The sequence below is a fragment of the Pseudomonas sp. PKS genome, assembly GCF_051913525.1.
Classification (GTDB): Bacteria; Pseudomonadota; Gammaproteobacteria; order Pseudomonadales; family Pseudomonadaceae; genus Aquipseudomonas; species Aquipseudomonas guariconensis_D.
Genome location: NZ_JBEGDO010000003.1, coordinates 239,355 through 261,186, shown reverse-complemented (window position 1 = coordinate 261,186; position 21,832 = coordinate 239,355). Strand labels below are relative to the sequence as shown.

20 protein-coding genes, 1 tRNA gene and 1 pseudogene are annotated in these 21,832 nt (G+C 62.0%); 8 read left to right on the top strand and 14 right to left on the bottom strand.

Annotation, left to right across the window (positions count from 1 at the left end; genetic code table 11):
- Positions 1 to 6: 6 nt before the first annotated feature.
- On the top strand, positions 7 to 2,277 hold the full coding sequence (gene clpA, locus ABOA88_RS05320; protein ID WP_196168791.1) for an ATP-dependent Clp protease ATP-binding subunit ClpA: 2,271 nt from the start codon (positions 7 to 9) through the stop codon (positions 2,275 to 2,277).
- A 147-nt stretch (positions 2,278 to 2,424) separates the two neighbouring features.
- Here clpA and infA read toward each other — a convergent pair whose 3' ends face one another.
- The 3 genes from infA to aat form a co-directional block, all read right to left on the bottom strand.
- Entirely contained in the window at positions 2,425 to 2,643 is a 219-nt protein-coding gene (gene infA, locus ABOA88_RS05315) for a translation initiation factor IF-1 (RefSeq protein ID WP_002553999.1), read from the bottom strand.
- A 103-nt stretch (positions 2,644 to 2,746) separates the two neighbouring features.
- Positions 2,747 to 3,454, bottom strand: coding sequence for an arginyltransferase (locus tag ABOA88_RS05310; RefSeq protein ID WP_043212238.1), 708 nt, complete (start codon positions 3,452 to 3,454; stop codon positions 2,747 to 2,749).
- A gap of 55 nt (positions 3,455 to 3,509) precedes the next feature.
- Positions 3,510 to 4,190, bottom strand: coding sequence for a leucyl/phenylalanyl-tRNA--protein transferase (aat, locus tag ABOA88_RS05305; protein ID WP_196168790.1), 681 nt, complete (start codon positions 4,188 to 4,190; stop codon positions 3,510 to 3,512).
- A 367-nt stretch (positions 4,191 to 4,557) separates the two neighbouring features.
- Between aat and ABOA88_RS05300 the strand changes: the two genes are divergently transcribed.
- From ABOA88_RS05300 to cysG, 6 genes are all read left to right on the top strand, one after another.
- A complete protein-coding gene (locus tag ABOA88_RS05300) occupies positions 4,558 to 7,056 on the top strand; it encodes a DNA translocase FtsK (protein ID WP_437437077.1) in 2,499 nt (832 codons plus the stop codon).
- A 62-nt stretch (positions 7,057 to 7,118) separates the two neighbouring features.
- A complete protein-coding gene (lolA, locus tag ABOA88_RS05295) occupies positions 7,119 to 7,742 on the top strand; it encodes an outer membrane lipoprotein chaperone LolA (protein WP_196168788.1) in 624 nt (207 codons plus the stop codon).
- Positions 7,743 to 7,754: 12 nt separating this feature from the next.
- On the top strand, positions 7,755 to 9,080 hold the full coding sequence (locus ABOA88_RS05290) for a replication-associated recombination protein A (RefSeq protein ID WP_196168787.1): 1,326 nt from the start codon (positions 7,755 to 7,757) through the stop codon (positions 9,078 to 9,080).
- Complete coding sequence (gene crcB, locus ABOA88_RS05285; RefSeq protein ID WP_070572549.1) at positions 9,077 to 9,451, top strand: fluoride efflux transporter CrcB; 375 nt, start codon at positions 9,077 to 9,079, stop codon at positions 9,449 to 9,451. The genes ABOA88_RS05290 and crcB overlap by 4 nt, the downstream gene beginning before the upstream one ends.
- Positions 9,452 to 9,479: 28 nt before the next feature.
- Positions 9,480 to 10,760, top strand: coding sequence for a serine--tRNA ligase (serS, locus tag ABOA88_RS05280; RefSeq protein WP_196168786.1), 1,281 nt, complete (start codon positions 9,480 to 9,482; stop codon positions 10,758 to 10,760).
- Positions 10,761 to 12,152, top strand: coding sequence for a siroheme synthase CysG (cysG, locus tag ABOA88_RS05275; protein ID WP_367851072.1), 1,392 nt, complete (start codon positions 10,761 to 10,763; stop codon positions 12,150 to 12,152). It begins immediately after the preceding gene.
- A gap of 33 nt (positions 12,153 to 12,185) precedes the next feature.
- Here the strand turns inward: cysG and ABOA88_RS05270 are convergent, their stop codons facing one another.
- The 8 genes from ABOA88_RS05270 to ABOA88_RS05235 form a co-directional block, all read right to left on the bottom strand.
- Complete coding sequence (locus tag ABOA88_RS05270) at positions 12,186 to 13,145, bottom strand: glutathione S-transferase family protein (RefSeq protein ID WP_367851071.1); 960 nt, start codon at positions 13,143 to 13,145, stop codon at positions 12,186 to 12,188.
- Between the two features lie 96 nt (positions 13,146 to 13,241).
- The gene (locus ABOA88_RS05265; protein ID WP_196168783.1) at positions 13,242 to 14,243 is read right to left on the bottom strand and encodes a glycosyl transferase family protein; all 1,002 of its coding nucleotides are present in this window, start codon (positions 14,241 to 14,243) and stop codon (positions 13,242 to 13,244) included.
- Positions 14,240 to 14,575 (bottom strand): TusE/DsrC/DsvC family sulfur relay protein, encoded by a 336-nt coding sequence (locus ABOA88_RS05260; RefSeq protein WP_367851070.1) that lies wholly within the window; start codon positions 14,573 to 14,575, stop codon positions 14,240 to 14,242. Before ABOA88_RS05260 ends, ABOA88_RS05265 begins: the two co-directional genes overlap by 4 nt.
- On the bottom strand, positions 14,572 to 14,868 hold the full coding sequence (tusB, locus tag ABOA88_RS05255) for a sulfurtransferase complex subunit TusB (RefSeq protein WP_367851069.1): 297 nt from the start codon (positions 14,866 to 14,868) through the stop codon (positions 14,572 to 14,574). Before tusB ends, ABOA88_RS05260 begins: the two co-directional genes overlap by 4 nt.
- Positions 14,868 to 15,227, bottom strand: coding sequence for a sulfurtransferase complex subunit TusC (gene tusC / locus ABOA88_RS05250; protein ID WP_196168781.1), 360 nt, complete (start codon positions 15,225 to 15,227; stop codon positions 14,868 to 14,870). Before tusC ends, tusB begins: the two co-directional genes overlap by 1 nt.
- A 1-nt stretch (position 15,228) precedes the next feature.
- Positions 15,229 to 15,621, bottom strand: a complete 393-nt coding sequence (gene tusD / locus ABOA88_RS05245; RefSeq protein WP_196168780.1) for a sulfurtransferase complex subunit TusD — start codon at positions 15,619 to 15,621, stop codon at positions 15,229 to 15,231.
- 89 nt (positions 15,622 to 15,710) lie between these two features.
- Entirely contained in the window at positions 15,711 to 17,090 is a 1,380-nt protein-coding gene (locus ABOA88_RS05240; RefSeq protein WP_367851068.1) for a nucleobase:cation symporter-2 family protein, read from the bottom strand.
- A 239-nt stretch (positions 17,091 to 17,329) separates the two neighbouring features.
- Positions 17,330 to 18,001, bottom strand: coding sequence for a Bax inhibitor-1/YccA family protein (locus ABOA88_RS05235; protein ID WP_196164061.1), 672 nt, complete (start codon positions 17,999 to 18,001; stop codon positions 17,330 to 17,332).
- Positions 18,002 to 18,141: 140 nt separating this feature from the next.
- Between ABOA88_RS05235 and ABOA88_RS05230 the strand changes: the two genes are divergently transcribed.
- Positions 18,142 to 18,229 (top strand) — tRNA-Ser (locus tag ABOA88_RS05230).
- Between the two features lie 121 nt (positions 18,230 to 18,350).
- On the opposite strand, the pseudogene ABOA88_RS05225 reads toward ABOA88_RS05230, so the two are convergent.
- From ABOA88_RS05225 to ABOA88_RS05215, 3 genes and pseudogenes are all read right to left on the bottom strand, one after another.
- Positions 18,351 to 19,517, bottom strand: a pseudogene (locus tag ABOA88_RS05225) (Arm DNA-binding domain-containing protein).
- A gap of 570 nt (positions 19,518 to 20,087) precedes the next feature.
- Positions 20,088 to 21,014 carry a hypothetical protein gene (locus tag ABOA88_RS05220; RefSeq protein ID WP_367851067.1) on the bottom strand — a complete coding sequence of 309 codons (927 nt, stop codon included), beginning with the start codon at positions 21,012 to 21,014 and terminating at the stop codon, positions 20,088 to 20,090.
- Positions 21,002 to 21,817 carry a hypothetical protein gene (locus ABOA88_RS05215; RefSeq protein ID WP_367851066.1) on the bottom strand — a complete coding sequence of 272 codons (816 nt, stop codon included), beginning with the start codon at positions 21,815 to 21,817 and terminating at the stop codon, positions 21,002 to 21,004. The genes ABOA88_RS05220 and ABOA88_RS05215 overlap by 13 nt, the downstream gene beginning before the upstream one ends.
- Between the last annotated feature and the right edge of the window lie 15 nt (positions 21,818 to 21,832).

The following is a 21,832-nucleotide window of genomic DNA, read 5'->3' as shown; positions in this document are numbered from 1 at the left end:
GAAGCTATGTTAAACCGCGAGCTCGAAGTCACCCTCAATCTGGCCTTCAAGGAGGCTCGTTCGAAGCGTCATGAGTTCATGACCGTCGAGCACCTGCTGCTTGCACTCCTTGACAATGAGGCCGCCGCGACCGTTCTGCGCGCCTGTGGCGCCAATCTCGACAAGCTCAAGCACGACCTGCAAGAGTTCATCGACTCCACCACGCCGCTGATTCCTGTCCATGACGAGGACCGCGAGACCCAGCCGACCCTGGGCTTCCAGCGCGTACTGCAGCGTGCCGTGTTCCATGTACAGAGCTCCGGCAAGCGCGAAGTCACTGGCGCCAACGTGCTGGTGGCGATCTTCAGCGAGCAGGAAAGCCAGGCCGTGTTTCTGCTCAAGCAGCAGAGCGTGGCACGCATCGACGTGGTCAACTACATCGCCCATGGCATCTCGAAGGTGCCGGGCCACGGTTCGCACAGCGAAAACGATCAGGACATGCAGGACGAGGAGGGCGGCGAATCCACTTCCTCGAGCAATCCACTGGATGCCTATGCCAGCAACCTGAACGAACTGGCCCGTCTGGGCCGCATCGATCCGCTGGTGGGTCGTGAGCAGGAAGTCGAGCGCGTGGCGCAGATTCTTGCGCGTCGGCGCAAGAACAACCCGCTGCTGGTCGGCGAGGCCGGCGTGGGCAAGACCGCCATCGCCGAAGGTCTGGCCAAGCGCATCGTCGACGGCCAGGTGCCGGACCTGCTGGCCCAGAGCGTGGTGTATTCCCTGGACCTTGGCGCACTGCTGGCCGGTACCAAGTACCGTGGCGACTTCGAGAAGCGTTTCAAGGCGTTGCTCGGCGAGCTGCGCAAGCGTCCACAGGCCATTCTGTTCATCGACGAGATCCATACCATCATCGGTGCAGGTGCTGCATCGGGTGGCGTGATGGATGCCTCCAACCTGCTCAAGCCGCTGCTGTCGTCGGGCGACATCCGCTGCATCGGCTCGACCACCTTCCAGGAGTTCCGTGGCATCTTCGAGAAGGATCGCGCCCTGGCGCGGCGCTTCCAGAAGGTCGACGTCACCGAGCCGTCGGTCGAAGATACCGTGGGTATCCTGCGGGGCCTGAAGGGTCGTTTCGAGAGTCATCACAACATCGAGTACAGCGATGAAGCCTTGCGCGCCGCCGCCGAACTCGCTGCGCGTTATATCAATGACAGGCACATGCCGGACAAGGCCATCGACGTGATCGACGAGGCGGGTGCCTATCAGCGCCTGCAGCCAGAAGGCAGTCGCGTCAAGCGCATCGATGTGCCTCAGGTCGAGGACATCGTCGCCAAGATCGCGCGGATCCCGCCCAAGCATGTCACCAGCTCCGACAAGGAGCTGCTGCGCAACCTTGAGCGCGATCTCAAGCTCACCGTGTTCGGTCAGGATGCCGCCATCGATTCGCTGGCCACCGCCATCAAGCTGTCCCGTGCCGGGCTCAAGTCGCCGGACAAGCCGGTCGGCTCATTCCTGTTCGCAGGTCCTACCGGTGTGGGCAAGACCGAGGCGGCCCGTCAGCTGGCCAAGGCGCTTGGGGTGGAGCTGGTGCGCTTCGACATGTCCGAGTACATGGAGCGGCATACCGTATCGCGCCTGATCGGTGCGCCTCCAGGCTATGTCGGGTTCGACCAGGGTGGCCTGCTAACCGAGGCGATCACCAAACAGCCGCATTGTGTGCTCTTGCTCGATGAGATCGAGAAGGCCCACCCGGAGGTCTTCAACCTGCTGCTGCAGGTGATGGATCACGGGACCCTGACCGACAACAACGGGCGCAAGGCGGACTTCCGCAACGTGATCCTGATCATGACCACCAACGCCGGCGCCGAAACTGCTGCGCGGGCCTCGATCGGCTTCACTCAGCAGGACCACACTTCTGATGCTATGGAGGTGATTCGCAAGAGCTTCACGCCGGAGTTCCGCAACCGTCTGGACACCATCATCCAGTTCGGCCGCCTGAGCCACGAAACCATCAAGAGCATCGTCGACAAGTTCCTCATCGAGCTGCAGGCGCAGCTGGAAGACAAGCGCGTGCTGCTGGAAGTCAGTGATGATGCCCGCGGTTGGCTGGCGGCTTCTGGTTATGACGTGCAGATGGGCGCGCGGCCGATGGCGCGGCTCATCCAGGACAAGATCAAGCGGCCGCTGGCCGAAGAGATCCTGTTCGGCGAGCTGTCCGAGCATGGTGGTGTGGTGCATGTCGACCTGCGTGATGGCGAGCTGGTGTTCGACTTCGAGACCACGGCTGAGGTTGCATGAGGTCGGGGCTGCTCGCAGCCTCTTTTGCGACACAAGGGCTTCTCCTGAAGGAGCTCTGTCGCGAAAGACTGCAAGCAGCGCCCCTCTGCTTTCGAGCGAGCACAAAAAAGCCCGGCACATTGGCCGGGCTTTTTTATTGGCTGAGACTCAGCGGGCGCGGTAGGTGATGCGGCCCTTGCTCAGGTCATACGGCGTCAGTTCGACGCGGACCTTGTCGCCAGTGAGAATGCGGATGTAGTTCTTGCGCATCTTTCCGGAGATGTGCGCGGTTACGACGTGCCCGTTTTCCAACTCCACGCGGAACATGGTGTTGGGCAGGGTGTCGACGACAGTACCTTCCATTTCGAAGCTGTCTTCTTTCGACATGCAGTAAAGCCCTCGGTATCCAGTGAATGGCCCGATACGCAACTGCACCGGGCAAAAAAGTGGCGTGGATTATGCCCGAAAACTGTGTTTCAAGCCAATGCTTTCAATTGAGGGTAACCCAGCGCTGGTTGATCAGCAGTTCAATAGGCCGGTACTGGGTCTTGTAGTTCATTTTCTTGCAGTTCTTGATCCAGTAGCCGAGGTAGACCGCGTCGAGGTTTTGGCGCAGGGCTTCGGTGATCTGCCAGAGGATGGCATAGCGCCCCAGGCTGCGGCGCTCTTGTTCGGGCTCATAGAAGGTGTAGACCGCCGACAGGCCGTTGGGCAACAGATCGCTCACGGCCACTGCCATCAGTTTGCCTTCCAGGCGGAACTCATAGAACCAGCAGAACGGCAGGTCGCGCACCAGGAAGGTGGAGAACTGGTCACGGCTGGGTGGGTACATGTCGCCATCGGCATGGCGTTGCTCGATGTAGCGGCGGTACAGGTCGAAATATTCTTCGCGAAACGCCGGGCGGGCGGCGGTGACGGTCAGATCGGCGTTGCGTTTGAGGATGCGCCGTTGCTGGCGGTTTGGGATGAAGCGTGCAGCCGGAATGCGCGCGGGCACGCATGCGTTGCAGTTCTGGCAATGAGGGCGGTACAGGTGATCGCCACTGCGGCGAAAGCCCATTTCCGACAGGTCGGCATACACATGCACGTCCATCGGTTGGCTGGGATCCAGGAACAGCGTAGTGGCCTGCTCCTCTGGCAGATAGCTGCAGGAGTGGGGTTGAGTGGCATAGAACTTCAACCGCGCCAGCTCTGTCATGATCAACCCCTCGGTAAGACTTTGACTTAAGTGTAAGCCAGCTGGCAGAACTCGCCTAGCGAGCCCAGGTCGCCGTGCTTGGGGTGTCGAGATAGCGTTCCAGGTGCTCTGCAAAGCGGGCCCGGCTAATGGCGCGGGCGCCGAGGCTGTGCAGGTGGTTGGTTGGCATCTGGCAGTCGATCAGCACGAATCCGGCGGCTTTCAGGTGTTCGACCAGGGCTACGAAGCCGACCTTGGAGGCATTGTCGGCGCGGCTGAACATCGACTCGCCGAAAAACAGTCGGCCCATGGCCAGGCCATACAGCCCGCCCACCAATTCACCGTCGCAGCGCACCTCGACCGAGTGAGCGATGCCACGTCGGTGCAATTCGCAATAGGCCGCTTGCATGTTGTCGGTGATCCAGGTGCCGTCGGCATAGTCGCGTGGTGCGGCACAGGCAGCAATGACGGCAGGGAAGTCGGTGTCGAAGCTGACCTGGTAATGGTCCTGGCGGATGAACTTGGCCAATGAGCGCGATACGTGCAGCTCGTCCGGGAAAAGCACGGTGCGAGGGTCCGGTGACCACCAGAGGATCGGTTGGCCATCCTGGTACCACGGGAAGCAGCCGTGGCGATAAGCCTGCACCAAGCGCTCCGGCGTCAAGTCGCCGCCCGCGGCCAGCAGGCCGTTGGGGTCGTGCAGGGCTTTTTCCAGGGGCGGGAAGTTCAACGAGTCGCGGGTCAGCCAGGTGAGCATGGTCTTTCGGCGGTGGGGGAGGGGAGGGCAACCAGCATGGCGCGCTGCTGGTTTGAGGTCAATGTGTGGCCTTGTGGTGTCAGTGGGTGGCGCGCCGAGAGGGTTGCTTCACGTCCTCTTTCGCGGACACCCCGCTTTCACGGGCGCAGGGCTGGCCCTTTGCGAGTTAATTTCCTACACATTCAGGCGTCCATCGGCACCATCCGGCACATTTGCTGTCATACCTGTGCAAAAACACAGCATAAGCCTTTGTCACGAAAGAAAATGCATGCTCAAATTGCACCCATAGGAAATCCGCGCCGCTCCAGCCTCATCTGGCGTGCCGCCATGGCGGCTGGCGGGCAGTAATGTTAAAAGTAGTGGTTCATTGACCGGACACCGGGTCGATCACTACTGGACGCGCAGCAAGCGCAGGAATAGACGCGTTTTGAAGAAATCCACCGCAACCCCGCCCCCTTTGCCCGTGCCTCTGTGGCGGCAGCAGCTGCATTACCGCCTCAAGGAAGGTGCGCTGATTGCTGTCGGCGCCCTGTGCCTGTACCTGTGGATGGCACTGCTGACCTACGACACGTCTGACCCAGGCTTCAGCCACACCAGCAATGCCGAACAGGTGCAGAACGCCGCTGGCCGCGCCGGTGCCTATTTCGCCGATATCCTGTTCATGGTGCTGGGCTACTTCGCCTATATCTTCCCGTTGCTGCTGGCGATCAAGACCTGGCAGATTTTCCGCGAGCGTCACCAGCCCTGGCAGTGGAGCGGCTGGCTGTTTTCCTGGCGGCTGATCGGGTTGGTATTCCTGGTGCTGTCGGGCGCGGCGCTGGCGCATATCCATTTCCATCCACCGGCGAGCATGCCGTTCTCCGCCGGTGGTGCCTTGGGCGAGAGCCTGGGCGATCTGGCGCGCAACCTGCTGAACGTGCAGGGCAGCACCTTGATGTTCATCGCCCTGTTCCTGTTCGGTCTGACGGTCTTCACCGACCTGTCCTGGTTCAAGGTGATGGACATCACCGGCAAGATCACGCTCGATCTGTTCGAACTGGTGCAGAGCGCGGCAAACCGTTGGTGGGAAGCGCGCAACGAGCGCAAGCGTCTGGTGGCGCAACTGCGCGAGGTGGATGAGCCGATCCTCGACGTGGCGCCGATGACCGCCGAAAAGCGCGAGCCGATCAAGCCGCAGCCGCGCGAGCGTGTCAGCGAGCGCGACGAAACGCCCGCCAGGCCGGTGGTGCCGCGCGAACCTGTGGTGCCACGCGAGCAACCGGTCGCGCCTGTGATCATGCCGCCAACCCCGGTCAAGGCGCCTGAGCCGAGCAAGCGGGTGATGAAGGAGAAGCAGGCGCCGCTGTTCGTCGACAGCGCCGTGGAAGGTACCTTGCCGTCCATTTCCATTCTCGACCCGGCCGAGCAGAAGAAGATCGAGTACTCGCCAGAATCCCTCGCCGGTGTTGGCCAGTTGCTGGAAATCAAGCTCAAGGAATTCGGCGTCGAAGTTACGGTGGACTCGATCCATCCGGGTCCGGTGATCACGCGTTACGAGATCCAGCCGGCCGCCGGCGTGAAGGTCAGCCGCATCGCCAACCTGGCCAAGGACTTGGCGCGTTCGCTGGCGGTGACCAGCGTGCGTGTGGTTGAAGTCATCCCGGGCAAGACCACCGTGGGTATCGAGATTCCCAACGAAAACCGGCAGATGGTGCGCTTCTCCGAGGTGCTGTCCACGCCACAGTACGACGAGCAGAAATCGCCGGTCACCCTGGCCCTGGGCCATGACATCGGTGGCAAGCCGGTGATCACCGACCTTGCCAAGATGCCGCACCTGCTGGTGGCCGGTACCACCGGTTCCGGTAAGTCGGTGGGCGTCAACGCCATGATCCTGTCGATCCTGTTCAAATCGAGCCCTGAAGACGCACGCTTGATCATGATCGACCCGAAGATGCTCGAACTGTCGATCTACGAGGGTATTCCGCACCTGCTCTGCCCGGTGGTCACCGACATGAAGGACGCCGCCAACGCACTGCGTTGGAGCGTGGCCGAGATGGAGCGTCGCTACAAACTGATGGCCGCCATGGGCGTGCGGAACCTGGCGGGCTTCAACCGCAAGATCAAGGACGCCCAGGAGGCCGGCGAGGTCATCCACGACCCGCTGTACCGCCGCGAGAGCATGGACGACGAGCCGCCTGCGCTGAAGACGCTGCCGACCATCGTGGTGATCGTCGACGAATTCGCCGACATGATGATGATCGTCGGCAAGAAGGTCGAAGAGCTGATCGCCCGTATCGCCCAGAAAGCGCGGGCCGCCGGTATTCACCTGATTCTTGCCACCCAGCGTCCGTCGGTGGATGTGATCACCGGCCTGATCAAGGCCAACATTCCGACCCGGATGGCGTTCCAGGTGTCCAGCAAGATCGACTCCAGGACCATCATCGACCAGGGTGGCGCCGAGCAGTTGCTCGGTCACGGTGACATGCTCTACATGCCGCCAGGCACCAGCCTGCCGATCCGTGTACATGGCGCGTTCGTCTCCGACGACGAGGTGCACCGAGTCGTCGAAGCCTGGAAGCTGCGTGGCGCGCCGGACTACAACGACGACATCCTCAACGGTGTCGAGGAAGCCGGCAGCGGCTTCGAGGGCGGCGGTGGCGGTGGCGGCGATGGCGATGATCCGGAAGCCGATGCGCTGTACGACGAAGCCGTGCAGTTCGTGCTGGAAAGCCGTCGGGCGTCCATTTCCGCGGTGCAGCGCAAGCTGAAGATCGGCTACAACCGCGCCGCGCGGATGATCGAGGCGATGGAGATGGCCGGTGTGGTCACCCCCATGAACAGCAACGGCTCGCGGGAAGTGATTGCCCCGGGCGGCCCACGCGATTGATGATCACCTTGCCGGACGCCGAAGGCGGCGCCCGGCCCATTCACTGTTCAACGAGGATTCCCATGCGCGCGATTCGCATGCTGTTGGTTTCTGCCCTGGCCTTGGGCGCTGTGTCGGTCCAGGCCGATGAGAAGGACGTTGCACGCCTGACCCAGTTGCTGGAGAAGTCGCAGACCATCTCGGCCCGTTTCTCCCAGCTGACCCTCGATGCCAGCGGCACGAGTTTGCAGGAGACCAGTGGCGAGATGTCCGTCAAGCGCCCAGGCCTGTTCTACTGGCACACCGACGCGCCCCAGGAGCAGGTGGTGGTGTCCGACGGGCAGAAGGTCACCCTGTGGGACCCGGACCTGGAGCAGGCCACCATCAAGAAGCTCGACGTGCGTCTGAACCAGACCCCGGCGCTGTTGCTGTCCGGTGATGTGTCCAAGATCAGCCAGAGCTTCGATATCACCTCCAAGGAGCAAGGCGAAGTCATGGACTTCACCTTGAAACCCAAGACCAAGGACACCCTGTTCGACTCCTTGCGCGTGTCGTTCCGCCGCGGTCTGATCAACGACATGCAACTGGTCGACAGCGTGGGCCAGCGCACCAATATCCTGTTCAACGGGGTCAAGGCCAACGAGGCGATCCCGGCGAGCAAGTTCCAGTTCAAGATCCCGGAAGGCGCTGACGTCATCCAGGAGTAACGAGAGCGCATCATGGACCTGTTTCGAAGCGAACCTGTCGCCCAGCCCCTGGCCGCCCGGCTGCGTCCGTCCAACCTGGACGAGTACGTCGGCCAGGAGCACCTGCTGGCGCGTGGCAAGCCGCTGCGTGAGGCGCTGGAACAGGGCGCGCTGCACTCGATGATCTTCTGGGGGCCGCCTGGGGTGGGCAAGACCACCCTGGCGCGGCTGCTGGCGCAGTTCTGCGACGCGCACTTCGAGACGGTGTCGGCGGTGCTGGCCGGGGTCAAGGAGATCCGCCAGGCAGTGGAGGTGGCCAAGCAGCAGGCAGGTCAGTATGGTCGCCGGACCATCTTGTTCGTCGATGAGGTGCACCGCTTCAACAAGTCCCAGCAGGATGCCTTTCTGCCTTACGTGGAAGACGGTACGCTGATCTTCATCGGCGCCACCACCGAGAACCCCTCGTTCGAACTGAACAACGCCTTGCTGTCGCGAGCGCGGGTGTACGTGCTCAAGAGCCTGGACGAAGCGGCCTTGCGCAAGTTGGTCAATCGCGCCCTGACTGAGGAGCGCGGCCTTGGTGCACGCCAGCTGAGTGTCGGCGACGAAGCCTTCAAGATGCTGATGGCCGCAGCTGACGGCGATGGCCGACGGATGCTCAACTTGCTGGAGAACGCTTCGGACCTCGCCGAGGATGGCGGTGAGATCGGCGTCGATCTGTTGCAGAGCTTGCTCGGCGACAGCCGGCGTCGCTTCGACAAGGGGGGCGAGGCCTTCTACGACCAGATTTCGGCGCTGCACAAGTCTGTGCGTGGCTCCAATCCCGACGCGGCGTTGTACTGGTATGCGCGGATGCTCGATGGCGGCTGCGATCCGTTGTACATCGCTCGTCGAGTGGTGCGCATGGCCAGCGAGGACATCGGCAACGCCGATCCTCGCGCCTTGAGCCTGTGCCTGGCTGCCTGGGACGTGCAGGAGCGTCTGGGCAGCCCCGAGGGCGAGCTGGCGGTGGCCCAGGCCATTACCTACATCGCCTGTGCGCCGAAGAGCAATGCCGTGTACATGGGCTTCAAGGCTGCCATGCGCGAGGCCGCCGAGCACGGTTCGCTGGAGGTGCCGTTGCATTTGCGCAACGCTCCGACCAAGCTCATGAAACAGCTGGGATATGGCGAGGAATACCGCTACGCCCACGATGAACCCGATGCGTACGCCGCAGGCGAAGACTACTTCCCCGAACAGCTCGAACCGCGCCAGTACTACCAGCCGGTACCTCGGGGCCTGGAGCTCAAGATCGGCGAGAAACTGCGCCACCTGGCAGAGCTGGACCGCACCAGCCTCCGGCAACGGAGAAAGCCATGATCGCTCTCATTGCCGCGGTCAGTGCGGGCGGTATCGCCGGAACCTTGTTGCGCTTTGCCACCAGCAATTGGGTGGCGGCCCACTGGCCACGCCATTTCTATCTCGGTACGCTGGCGGTCAACCTGATCGGCTGCCTGCTGATCGGCCTGCTCTATGGCCTGTTCTTGCACAAGCCGTTGGCGCCGGTCGAACTGCGCGCCGGCCTGATCGTCGGCTTTTTGGGTGGCCTGACGACTTTTTCTTCTTTCTCGCTCGATACCGTGCGCCTGATGGAAAGCGGGCAAGTCCCGCTGGCCTTGGGCTATACCGGTATTAGCGTAATCGGCGGGCTGCTTGCCACTTGGGCCGGCCTGTCGCTGACCAAATTCTGAACCAACACTCACATAACGAGAGAACGATATGCTCGATTCCAAACTGTTACGCGGCCAACTTCAGGAAGTGGCAGATCGCCTGGCCTCCCGTGGCTTCAGCCTGGATGTCGCGCGCATCGAATCCCTGGAAGAGCGCCGCAAGGCCGTGCAGACCCGCACCGAGCAACTGCAGGCCGAGCGTAACGCCCGTTCCAAGTCGATCGGCCAGGCCAAGGCCAAGGGCGAAGACATCGCGCCGCTGATGGCGGATGTCGAGCGCATGGCAGGCGAGCTGGCCGATGGCAAGGTAGAGCTGGATGCCATCCAGGCCGAACTCGACGCCATCGTGCTGACCATCCCCAACCTGCCGGACGCCAGCGTTCCGGTCGGCCCGGACGAGGAGGCCAACGTCGAGGTGCGCCGCTGGGGCACCCCGCGTGACTTCGACTTCGAGATCAAGGACCACGTGGCGCTGGGCGAGATCAGCGGCGGCCTGGACTTCGAGACTGCGGCCAAGCTCTCCGGCGCACGCTTTGCCCTGCTGCGTGGCCCGATCGCCCGCATGCACCGCGCCTTGGCCCAGTTCATGATCAACCTGCACACCAGCGAGCACGGCTACGAGGAGGCCTATACCCCGTATCTGGTGCAAGCGCCGGCCCTGCAGGGCACCGGCCAGTTGCCGAAGTTCGAGGAAGACCTGTTCAAGATCGCCCGTGAAGGCGAGGCGGACTTCTACCTGATTCCGACCGCCGAAGTGTCGCTGACCAACATCGTCGCCGGCGAGATCATCGATGCCAAGCAACTGCCGATCAAGTTCGTCGCCCACACTCCGTGCTTCCGCAGCGAAGCCGGTGCTTCGGGGCGCGATACTCGCGGCATGATCCGCCAGCACCAGTTCGACAAGGTCGAGATGGTGCAGATCGTCGAGCCGTCCAAGTCGATGGACGCTCTCGAAGGCCTGACCGCCAACGCCGAACGCGTGCTGCAAGCTTTGGAGCTGCCGTACCGTGTCCTGGCCCTGTGCACCGGCGACATGGGCTTCAGCGCCGTGAAGACCTACGATCTGGAAGTCTGGGTGCCGAGCCAGGGCAAGTACCGCGAGATCAGCTCCTGCTCGAACTGCGGTGACTTCCAGGCCCGCCGCATGCAGGCCCGCTGGCGCAACCCGGAAACCGGCAAGCCCGAGCTGGTACACACCCTCAACGGCTCCGGCCTGGCGGTCGGCCGTACCCTGGTGGCGGTACTGGAGAACTACCAGCAGGCCGATGGCTCGATTCGCGTGCCGGAAGTACTCAAGCCCTACATGGGTGGTGTCGAGGTCATCCGCTAAATGGATTTCCTGCCGCTGTTCCACAAGCTGCAGGGTGGTCGGGTACTGGTCGTCGGTGGCGGAGAGATCGCCCTGCGCAAGGCACGTCTGCTGGCCGATGCCGGCGCCGCGCTGCGGGTAGTGGCACCGGAGGTCGACGGCCAGTTGGCCGCGCTGGCCCGCGAGGGTGGCGGTGAGGTCCGGGTGCGTGGTTACCAGCCAGGCGATCTGGACGGTTGCCGGTTGGTGATCGCCGCTACCGACGACTCCGTGCTCAACGCCCAGGTCTCTGCCGATGCCCAAGCGCGCAGCCTGCCGGTCAACGTGGTGGATGCGCCGGCCCTGTGCACGGTGATCTTCCCTGCGATCGTCGATCGTTCGCCCTTGGTGGTGGCCGTGTCCAGCGGTGGCGATGCGCCGGTGCTGGCGCGGCTGATCCGGGCGCGCCTGGAGGCCTGGATTCCAGCCGCCTATGGCGAGTTGGCCGGTTTGGCCGCGCGTTTTCGCGACAAGGTCAAGGCGTTGTATCCGGACGTCAACCAGCGTCGCGGTTTCTGGGAGGATGTCTTCCAGGGGCCGATCGCCGAACGCCAGTTGGCTGGGCAGGGCAGCGAGGCCGAGCGCCTGTTGCAGGCCAAGGTCGATGGTGCGGCGGTGCAGCAAGGCGGCGAGGTGTATCTGGTCGGTGCTGGCCCGGGTGACCCGGACCTGCTGACCTTCCGTGCCTTGCGCCTGATGCAGCAAGCCGACGTGGTGCTGTATGACCGACTGGTGGCGCCGGCGATCATCGAGATGTGCCGACGTGATGCCGAGCGTATCTACGTGGGCAAGCGCCGCGCCGATCACGCGGTGCCTCAGGAGCAGATCAATCGCCTGCTGGTGGACCTGGCGCGCCAGGGCAAGCGAGTGCTGCGCCTGAAGGGCGGCGACCCGTTCATCTTTGGCCGTGGCGGTGAGGAGATCGAAGAATTGGCCGAGGAGGGTATCCCGTTCCAGGTGGTACCAGGCATCACCGCGGCCAGTGGTTGCTCAGCCTATGGCGGGATTCCGCTGACCCATCGGGATTACGCCCAGTCGGTACGCTTCGTCACCGGGCATCTGAAGGATGGCACCAGCAACCTGCCCTGGGATGATCTGGTGGCGCCTGCCCAGACCCTGGTGTTCTACATGGGCCTGGTCGGCCTGCCGACCATCTGCGCCGAACTGATTCGCCATGGTCGCGCAGCCAGTACCCCGGCAGCGCTGGTGCAGCAGGGGACCACGCGTAACCAGCGGGTCTTCACCGGGACCCTGGCGGATCTGCCGGAGCTGGTGGCGCGTCATGAAGTGCATGCGCCGACCCTGGTGATCGTCGGGGAGGTGGTGCGGCTACGCGAGAAGCTGGCGTGGTTCGAAGGATCACAACAAGGGTGACATGATTGGGGCCGCTAAGCGGCCCCAGCTGTTTCAGGCCTGCCAGATGCCTTTGCCCGCCAGCCGCTCGCGATCATGCGGCTGGTTGAAATCCTGCAGCGGTCCTTTGGGCACGATGCCATTCGGGTTGATGGTCTTGTGGCTCATGTAATAGTGCTTCTGGATGTGTTCCATGTTCACGGTCCCGGCCACGCCGGGCCACTGGTACAGCTCGCGCAGCCAGTTGGACAGGTTCGGGTAGTCGGCCAGGCGACGCAGGTTGCACTTGAAGTGGCCGTGGTACACGGCGTCGAAGCGCACCAGGGTGGTGAACAGGCGTACATCGGCCTCGGTGAGATATTCCCCCGCCAGGTAGCGTTGACGGCCCAACAGGGTCTCGAGGTGGTCCAGTTCAGCGAACACTTGATCGAACGCCGCCTCGTAAGCCTCCTGGGTGGTGGCGAAGCCTGCGCGGTACACGCCGTTGTTGACCGCTGGGTAGATGCGTTCGTTGAGCGCATCGATGGTCGCCCGCATAGGCTCGGGGTAAAGGTCCAGCCGGTTGCCGGTCAACTCATCGAAGGCGCTGTTGAAGATGCGGATGATCTCTGCCGACTCGTTGTTGACGATGCGCTTTTGCTGTTTGTCCCACAGCACCGGTACCGTCACGCGGCCGGTGTAGTGCGGGTCATCCTGGGTGTAGCGCTGGTGGAGGTACTGCAGGTCGTCCAGGTGGTCGCCGGTGGCGCCGTGCTGACGATCGAAGGCCCAGCCATGCTCGCCCATCAGCCAACTCACTACAGAGACGTCGATCAGCGGCTCCAGGCCCTTGAGGGCACGGAAGATCAAGGTGCGGTGAGCCCAGGGGCAGGCCAGGGAGACATACAAGTGGTAGCGCCCGGCTTCGGCGGCAGGCAGTTGATTGCGGCGTTGGGCGTTCTCGCGTTGGAATGCGCCGTCCTTGCTGTTCTGGTACCACTGGTCATGCCAGCGGCCGTCGATCAAAAGGCCCATGGTGAGCTCCTCGGAACACAGTCGTTTGTCGTTGGAGCTCAGTCTAGGCAACTCTGTTCGAATAAATAGCGCAAAGACTGCCGTTATCAGATCGATTTATTCGATGTTTTTGCGTTGCGCCCAGTAGCTGCGTGCGGTTTCGAAGGCCTGCTCACGGCTTTGGCCAAGCCCACGCAGTGCCATCGCCATGGTCGCCAGCACTGCCAGTTCGCCATAGCTGTCCTCGGTTTCGCCACGCCATACCCTCAGCAAGTGCTCAGGTTGCAGGGTGGCCGGCTTGACGTGGCGTTGGGCGCTCAGCGCCGGCCATTCTTCGTCCCAGGCAGCGCCGGCGGTGGTGCCATAGAGATGGCTGATCACATCGGGGTTGACCTCGATCTCCCCGCCGTCGCCCTTGATCACCACTGCATGGTCGCCCAGCAGGCGGCTGGCCTCGCGGTGCACGGCCTGGTAACCAGGATGGAAGATGCTTTGCAGGCCGCAGCGTGCGCCCAGCGGATTAAGCACCCGGGCCAGGGAGTGAATCGGTGAGCGCAGCCCCAAGGTGTTGCGCAGGTCGATCATCCGTTGCAGTTGCGCAGCCCAGTCCTGCAGGGGGGCGAAGGCCAGGCAGCGCTCGTCCAGGGCCTGGGCCACGGCGGGCCAGTCACGGCACAGAGGGATGTCCAGCAGGTCAAGCAATTGCTCGGTGTACAGGCGCCCCGCGGTGTGCGCTCCGCCGCCATGCAGGAGAATGCGCACCCCGTTACCCGCTAGGCATTTGACCGCAAGCAGGTACCAAGGCAGGTGGCGCTTCTTGCCGGCGTACGTGGGCCAATCCAGGTCCACGTTGATGGCAGGGGGCTGCAGGTGAGCGCGTAAGGCCTCGGTGAAGCCGGCGAGCTCCTCGGCGCTTTCCTCCTTGTGTCGCAGCAGCATGAGGAAGGCACCCAGTTGGGTGTCTTCGACCTTGTCTTCGAGCAGCAAGGTCATGGCCCTGCGGGCCTCTTCACGGGTCAGGCCGCGGGCCCCGCGCTTGCCTTTGCCGAGGATGCGTACGAATTCGGCGAACGGATGTTCGTTCGGGGTTTGCAAGGTGAGTGGGCGAGCGATGGTCATATGCAGTTGGTCGGCTTTGGCAGGCCCGCCAGCTTGGCGGCGAGTTTGGCGGGAGTGCCGTTGAACAGACGATTAAGGTGCGGACTGTTGCCTTTTTCCGGGCCCAGCTTGAGGGCGGTGTACTTGATCAGCGGGCGGGTGGCCGGTGATAGCTGGAACTCATCGTAGAACTGGCGCAGCAGTTCGAGCACCTCCCAGTGCTCAGGCGTCAGTGCGATGTTCTCGCGTGCGGCCAGCGCCTGGGCGACCTCAGGGGACCAGTCTTGCAGGTCGGCCAGAAAGCCGTCCTTGTCCAAGGCGATCTGCTGATCGCCGACAGTGAGGTTGCTCATAGCCAGCTGTTGACCTTGTGGTAGTGCAGTGACAGTTCGACGAAGGCCGGGTAGTCCACGGGCTTGGCCGGCGCGCTGTCGACGGCGCGGGCTTGCAAATCCTCGGCGAGGGCGTAAAGGCGGTTACCCACGGCGGCGGCTTCGAGCTTGCGCCTAGGCTCACTGCCGGCGCGCAGCGCATAGACAGCGTCGCCGCACAATAGCAGTGCGTCATCCGGGCCCAGCAGGCGCAGGCAGCTGTCCAGGCGATTGTCGCCGAAGGGCGAATGACTGATTACATGCAAGGTCGTCATCAGAGCGTTACCACCTGGTCGAAACGGGCAATCAGGGCGGTCAGGGCTGCGCTATCCAGCACTTCGACCGGCAGTTCCAGCGAATCCCCCGCCAGGCCGCGCTCGGCCAGGCTGTGGCCGCAGGCGAACAGCTCCTCGACACCGAACATCGGCAGCGCCTGGAGATTGGCGGCGAGATTTTTCTGTTGCAGTGCGCCTGGCTGTTGGCCGGGGGCGAGTTGGAATACGCCATCATCGAGAAAGAGCATGCCCAGGGGCAAATCGAAGGCGCCGCCGGCCAGGGCGATGTCCAGGGCTTCGCGGGCGCTGGGGCCATTCCAGGGCGCCTGGCGGCTGATGATCAACAGGGATTTGGCCATCTCAATCACCTCCGAAGCAGATCAGGCGGTCGGCCACTTGTGCCGCTTCATGCAACTGGCCGAGGCCCGACAGCTCCCAAGGGGCCGGCAGGTTCACGGCCGGGCGCTGATAGCGGTTGGCTTCGCTCTCATCCAGTACGCCTCGACGCAGGGCTGCGGCGATGCAGACTACGGCATCCAGCTGATGGCTATCGATGAAGGCGCGCCATTGGGCAGCAACGTCCAGTTCATCCTGGGGGGCAACGATATTGGCCGAGGCGCTGTGTACCCCGTCCTGGTAGAAGAACAGCCGGGCAATCTCGTGCCCAGCGGCCAGCACTGCCTCAGCGAAGCGCAGGGCGCGACGCGAGGAGGGCGCATGGGCCGGGGAAAAAACCGCGATGGCGAATTTCATGGAAAGCTCGTGCAAAGGAATGGGGCCATGATAAAGCAAAAAAGCCCGCACCTGTCGGCGCGGGCTTTTCGGGCCAACGGTAGTATGCGTCAGGCCTGGCCCTTGCTCTCTGGCAGGAACCAGTTCAGCACCAGGGCGCAGATGCCGCCGGTGGCCACGCCCGACTCCAGCACGTTGCGCAGCGCCGCCGGCATGTGCGCCAGGAACTCCGGCACCTGTGCCACGCCCAGGCCCAGGGCCAGGGATACCGAGATGATGAGCAGTGCCCGACGGTCCAGGCGGGTGCTGGCCAGGATGTTGATACCGGAGGCGGCTACCGCGCCGAACATCACCATGGCTGCGCCACCGAGCACTGGTTCCGGCACCGCCTGGATTACGCCGGCAACACTCGGGAACAGGCCCAGCAGCACCAGCATCAGGGCAATCCACACACCGATATGGCGGCTGGCGATGCCGGTCAGCTGAATGACGCCGTTGTTCTGCGCAAAGATCGAGCTGGGGAAAGTGTTGAACACACCGGCCAGCAGCGAGTTGGCACCGTTGACCAGTACGCCACCCTTGATGCGCTGCATCCACAGCGGGCCTTCGACCGGCTGGCGCGAGACCTTGCTGGTGGCCGTGACGTCACCGATGGCTTCCAGCGAGGTCACCAGGTAGATCACCAGCATCGGAATGAAGAGGGCCCAGGAGAAGCTCAGGCCAAAGTGCAGCGGCATCGGCACTTGGAACAGGGCGGCTTCATGCATGCCGGTGAAGTCCAGACGGCCGAGGTAACCGGCCAGGGCATAGCCCACGGCGAGGGCGATGACGATGGCGCAGCTGCGCATCCACACCACCGGAATGCGGTTGAGGATCACGATGATCGCCAGCACCACGCCCGACAGCAGCAGGTTCTCGCCGTTGGCGAAAGTGCCGTTACCCATGGCGGTGAAGCCACCTCCCATGCTGATCAGACCGACCTTGATCAGCGTCAGGCCAATCATCAGCACCACGATGCCAGTCACCAGAGGGGTGATCAGGCGTTTGACGAACGGCAGGATGCGTGACACGCCCATCTCCACGAAGGAGCCGGCGATCACCACACCGAAAATTGCAGCCATCACGCTCTCTACCGGGGTGCCCTGCTTGACCATCAGTGCACCACCTGCGATCAGCGGCCCGACGAAGTTGAAGCTGGTGCCCTGCACGATCAACAGCCCTGCGCCGAACGGCCCGAAGCGCTTGCACTGGACGAAGGTCGCGATACCGGAAATCACCAGCGACATGGAGACGATCAGGTTGGTATCACGCGGGGAGACCCCCAATGCCTGGCAGATCAGCAGACCAGGGGTGACGATCGGCACGATGATCGCCAGCAAGTGCTGAAGCGCAGCCAGCAGGCCGATCAACGGCCGTGGCTTGTCCTCTAGACAGAGGACCAATTCATTGGCAGGCGCCGCCGCGCCCGGCCCGTGTTCGATGGAACTCATGGGAAGCTGCCCAGGATGAAAAAAGGAGCGCATTCTACGGGGCAGGACTGGATTGGGGTAGGGGAAAATGCGTGAGGGCGGGCGTGCCTGAGGCCTGACAGGCTTTTGCAGGACCACGCATGGCTCATGTGTTCGCAAAGCGCTGCAGGAGCTGGCTAGTCCGCGGTGGGTGTGCAGGGACTTGAAAATCAGCCATGAAAAAGCCCGCCGAAGCGGGCTCTTTCTTGTATCAGGGCTAATCAGTCGTCACGGCCCATGATGCCGAACAACTGCAGCAGGCTGACGAACAGGTTGTAGATCGATACATACAGGCTGATGGTCGCCATGATGTAGTTGCGCTCACCACCGTGGATGATCGCGCTGGTCTGGAACAGGATGCAGACCGACGAGAACAGCACGAAGCCCGCGCTGATCGCCAGTTGCAGGCCGCTGATCTGGAAGAAGAAGCTGGCCACGACAGCGCCCAGCAGCACGAAGAAGCCAGCGGTGATGAAGCCGCTGAGGAAGCTCATGTCCTTGCGGGTGACCAGCACGTAGGCCGACAGACCACCGAACACCAAGGCGGTCATGGCGAAAGCCGAGCTGACCACTTCGGCGCCGCCGCTCATGCCCAGGTAGCGGTTGAGGATCGGGCCGAGGATGAAGCCCATGAAACCGGTGAGTGCGAAAGTGGAGACCAGGCCCCAGACGGAATCACGCAGTTTGGCGGTGAGGAAGAACAGACCGTAGAAACCGATCAGCACCACGAACACGTTCGGGTAACCGACCCGCATCTGCTGGGCGATGAACGCCATGACGCCGCTGAAGGCGAGGGTAAGCGCCAGCAGGCTGTAAGTGTTGCGCAGGACGCGGCTGACTTCCTGCTGCTCGGCCTGCTGGCCGTGGTGGACGGCATAATCCTGTTCGCGCATGGCGACACTCCTGTGGTGTGAAACCTATGGTTTCGAAACGAATGGTTGCAATGAGGATACCAGAGCAGCCGCAAGCCGCGACACAGAGAGTTTGACAGCTTGTTTCATTACGGTATGATTGCCGCCGCAAAATTGATCTTGGAAGCGTGGCCGAGTGGTTTAAGGCAACGGTCTTGAAAACCGTCGATGGGCAACTATCCTAGAGTTCGAATCTCTACGCTTCCGCCATCTAAGCGCCTGATTTCATTGATGTTCACGACTGCTGATCCCTCGAATGGGAGCGTTTTGGGAACACTTTGGGAATGACGGGCAAGAGAAAGGGGCCCTCTGTGGCCCCTTTGTCATTTCTTCAGCTCAGCCTGAGCGCCTGGTTCAACAACCCCACCACATCCGGTCCATCCTCGCTGATCCACTTCGCGTAGTGCTTGAAGATCATCGCCGTCGATGTGTGCCCATCTGGTCCGAGATCCATTCCGGTGTGGCAATGCCGCTGCTCAGCATCTGTCTGGCGAACGTATGCCTGCAGGTGTTCGGCCCGCGCTGGTGGACACCGGCTTTTTCCAAGTGCGTGATCCACCATACATGACGCAATACGTCTGAGGAGCGGTATGGCTCGCCGGTGGCGGTGTTCTGGAAGACGAACCGCACACGTTGCTCGCGCACCGTCCGGTTGTCTCGATCGAGAACCTCGATCAGCTCCGCCGGCAACTCCCTGGTGAACCGCGTCTGGTCCTTCAATGCACGCAGGGCAGGGGCGAGGAGCTTGATCTTGCGCGTCGAGCGCTGGGTCTTGGTCACCTTATGCTGCCCGGCCACGCGCGCGCGGCGGATCTCCACGTGCCGGCGACCAGGTCGACGTCTTCCCAGGCCAGGGCAATCGCCTCACTTACCCGCGGGCCGGACCAGATCATGTACTCCGACAGGTTGATTTCCTGCTGCCGGTCGGTCGGGTGCCCGAGGATCGCGTCGATCTCTTCCCGGGTGAATGGGTCGGGATCATCGGCATCCGAACGAGATGGTGATCCCGTCGGTGGGGTCGAACGCGAAGCGGTTCCGGGTGCGGTACAGACGGAAGATCTGCCGCAGGTGGCTCACGATCTCGCGCACGGTTTTGTTGTGCAGCTCGGGCATCAGCACGGTTTGCACCCAAAGCTGGATATCCAAATAATCGATACGGTCGGCCTGTAGGGCACCCCAGCGTGGCCGGATGTGCTTCTCGGTGCGGCTGAGGTACATGGCGAAGCCGCTGGCTGCCATCTGATTGCGTTTGATCTCCAGCCACAGGTCGATGTAGTTGCCCAAGGTATTGGTTTTCGCCATGGGCGAGTCGGGGAAATGCCGGGCATAACTGAAAGTGCCGGTCTGGATTTCGTAGTTGATGATTCCCACCAAGCGCTCAGCGTTGGCCACGCTGGCGGGGGAGGCGTCGCCTGGGGATGGACTCCCGGCATAGTTCGCCCTGGTAACGGAAGTACACGCGGACACGATTGCCACGCACTTCGACTCCACCTGCCATTGAAATTCACTCAGTAACGAAGAAACGGCCCAGTGTATGGGCCGTTGACGGGGGTTGGCTTGTTGCCGGATCTAGGAGATCAGAGCGTCAGTTCTAGCATGCTGAGAAGTTGCGCCTAACGAACGTTGCGGTGATTTCCTTGTGCCCGTTTCGCTTCGACGTTGGCCATGTAAGCGGCCCAGAACTCGGATTGACGCTGCTGGCGAATCTTGCTGCAACTCTGATGGTTACCGTGCGAGCGAGCTTTGTTGCAGACGTCGCAGTGGTTCGGAAGGTCCAGTGAATGGCTGGCCAGACGAGGGCGGGTTTGCTGGGGCATTCCGAAGTCTCCCCCATCAGGGCGCGGGTCAGCGCGTTACGTTCACTGGCATGTGTCAGGTGTTTGAGCATCACGTTACCTTTCATGCCATTGCGATATTTCACCGTGGCGCGTGCACCATAGATTTCAAAGATGGTCCCGTCCGATCACCTATCGCTACCGAAGTGATCACCGGGAACGATTGACGAGAGGGTATTCGTATTTGCGAGGAGCATTTGACTGGACGTCAGGCGGACAAATACCGTGCGTGGTCATCCTCCGCATTTCTGGATCAGCGCGGCAAATTGTTCAGGGTGGTCGATGGAGAGATTCGATGCCCGCACTCCGTCGTTGAGAACGGCACATTCCGACGCTGCCGCGGGCTGTTTCGATGAGCCGGTGACGGTAGAGGTCTTGCCGGGTCGCGGGTAAGCGTCGCCCATCTCCTTGATGGTTTTCCGCAACCCCTGCATCTCACCGAGCATCTGCTGTTGCATGCTGCCCAGTGCTTCGAAGCTTTCGCTCTGGATCGCCCTGATGATCGGGTTTTCACTCATGAATGTCGAACCCTGGGTCATCTTCTTGAAGCCCCAGTCATAGAACTGGTCCGTCGCCTCGATGCCATAAGGATTGAGCCTGCCATTGGTGTCGAATACGGTATCGACAAACTTGCGTTTGTTCTCCTCGCTGAGTTTGTCTGCGATTTTTTCTCTTATATAGCCTTCTGGGTCGGTGACGAATGCAGGGTAGGCGTTGATTTCACCCACCAAGGCATCGGCCTCGATGATGTCGGAAAGCACCTTGTCCGTTCCGGATGACCTGCTGCTTTGAGCCCTGCTCTGTTCCAGGCACTGGTCAGCGTCCGCTGAAGCCCTGACCAACGCGCAGTGATACTCCGCATCCTGGCAATGCGGCCAAGCGTGTAGACCGGTACTCACCTGCCCGGTCAAGTCATTGCACTCAGCACCGTAGGAGATATCTGCGCTGGTCGAGGAAATACAACTCAGCTCCTTCTGGAACTGTGCATGCAGTGCCTGATAGACGTCTTCCTTGTAGGCTTTGCAATTTTCCACGCTCTCTATGACCGGATGGCCCGGAATGTCCTTTTCGCCTGCCAGCACCGACGTCGACGCCATCAGCAGGGCGACCAGCAGCCCGCCACCCTGCAGTGCCTTGAGCGGCCTCGTCAAAGCACCCATTGATTGGTCCTTTTGAAGCACATCAAGTTTGCCGCTGCTGCCCGGGCGGCAATCGCGCCATATTTGGCGACAATGGCTGCACACAACGCGGAGTCGTGGATGCCGGAGCAAGTGCCGACGGAGATGTTGCCTGATTTGATAGCGCGTTCGAATTCCACATCGGTCGTGCCGAAGACATTGACTTGTTCTGCGGTCGATAAGGCATCGCGCGCACTTTGATCGTAGGCGTCGGCCTGCTGCAAAGTCTGTTGTATGGCGACTTCCGGTGAAATGCCTTGTTGATTGATGGTGCCCATCATGGCGATCATGTCGAGCGCCAGTATTTGGTTTCTCACGTCATCTATCAGGGCAGGTTTGAACTTTTTCAGTCGACTGGACAAATAGGAAAGGTTTCGTTCACAACCGCCCCCTGGCTTGTAGGCAGAAGCGTCGAATCCGCTCACGTCATAACCACCGGATGAGTCGGCGGCCTGGGTAGCCGCAGCGGTATCCGAAGTGCTGTAAGTCAGAAGATCCATCGACTGCTGCATCATCTGCTGGTTTTGCGTCGCCCCTGTCGAAGACTGCGCGGCAGTCGTCACGGGCGCCCAGGCGGCTTCGGACTCCTCAGGTGTAAGCGTGCCGCCCAGGCTCACGACATCGACCACGCCTGCGATGAAAACGCCGACGGTAGAGCGCACTGCCACAGCCATGTAGTCGCCGCGGTCAGCGAACTTTCCAATATCGTCGAAGTTCTTTTGGGAGTGGGCGCAACCTGATAGAACGGTGCTGGCAAGAATCAGAGAAGTTATTTTTATTTTCATGGCGATAACCCTGGG

Coding starts and splice junctions, on each gene's coding strand:
- clpA (WP_196168791.1), top strand. CDS start 7: ATGTTAAACCGCGAGCTCGAAGTCACCCTCAATCTGGCCTTCAAGGAG.
- infA (WP_002553999.1), bottom strand. CDS start 2,643: ATGTCGAAAGAAGACAGCTTCGAAATGGAAGGTACTGTCGTCGACACC.
- ABOA88_RS05310 (WP_043212238.1), bottom strand. CDS start 3,454: ATGACAGAGCTGGCGCGGTTGAAGTTCTATGCCACTCAACCCCACTCC.
- aat (WP_196168790.1), bottom strand. CDS start 4,190: ATGCTCACCTGGCTGACCCGCGACTCGTTGAACTTCCCGCCCCTGGAA.
- lolA (WP_196168788.1), top strand. CDS start 7,119: ATGCGCGCGATTCGCATGCTGTTGGTTTCTGCCCTGGCCTTGGGCGCT.
- ABOA88_RS05290 (WP_196168787.1), top strand. CDS start 7,755: ATGGACCTGTTTCGAAGCGAACCTGTCGCCCAGCCCCTGGCCGCCCGG.
- crcB (WP_070572549.1), top strand. CDS start 9,077: ATGATCGCTCTCATTGCCGCGGTCAGTGCGGGCGGTATCGCCGGAACC.
- serS (WP_196168786.1), top strand. CDS start 9,480: ATGCTCGATTCCAAACTGTTACGCGGCCAACTTCAGGAAGTGGCAGAT.
- cysG (WP_367851072.1), top strand. CDS start 10,761: ATGGATTTCCTGCCGCTGTTCCACAAGCTGCAGGGTGGTCGGGTACTG.
- ABOA88_RS05270 (WP_367851071.1), bottom strand. CDS start 13,145: ATGGGCCTTTTGATCGACGGCCGCTGGCATGACCAGTGGTACCAGAAC.
- ABOA88_RS05265 (WP_196168783.1), bottom strand. CDS start 14,243: ATGACCATCGCTCGCCCACTCACCTTGCAAACCCCGAACGAACATCCG.
- ABOA88_RS05260 (WP_367851070.1), bottom strand. CDS start 14,575: ATGAGCAACCTCACTGTCGGCGATCAGCAGATCGCCTTGGACAAGGAC.
- tusB (WP_367851069.1), bottom strand. CDS start 14,868: ATGACGACCTTGCATGTAATCAGTCATTCGCCCTTCGGCGACAATCGC.
- tusC (WP_196168781.1), bottom strand. CDS start 15,227: ATGGCCAAATCCCTGTTGATCATCAGCCGCCAGGCGCCCTGGAATGGC.
- tusD (WP_196168780.1), bottom strand. CDS start 15,621: ATGAAATTCGCCATCGCGGTTTTTTCCCCGGCCCATGCGCCCTCCTCG.
- ABOA88_RS05240 (WP_367851068.1), bottom strand. CDS start 17,090: ATGAGTTCCATCGAACACGGGCCGGGCGCGGCGGCGCCTGCCAATGAA.
- ABOA88_RS05235 (WP_196164061.1), bottom strand. CDS start 18,001: ATGCGCGAACAGGATTATGCCGTCCACCACGGCCAGCAGGCCGAGCAG.
- ABOA88_RS05220 (WP_367851067.1), bottom strand. CDS start 21,014: ATGGGTGCTTTGACGAGGCCGCTCAAGGCACTGCAGGGTGGCGGGCTG.
- ABOA88_RS05215 (WP_367851066.1), bottom strand. CDS start 21,817: ATGAAAATAAAAATAACTTCTCTGATTCTTGCCAGCACCGTTCTATCA.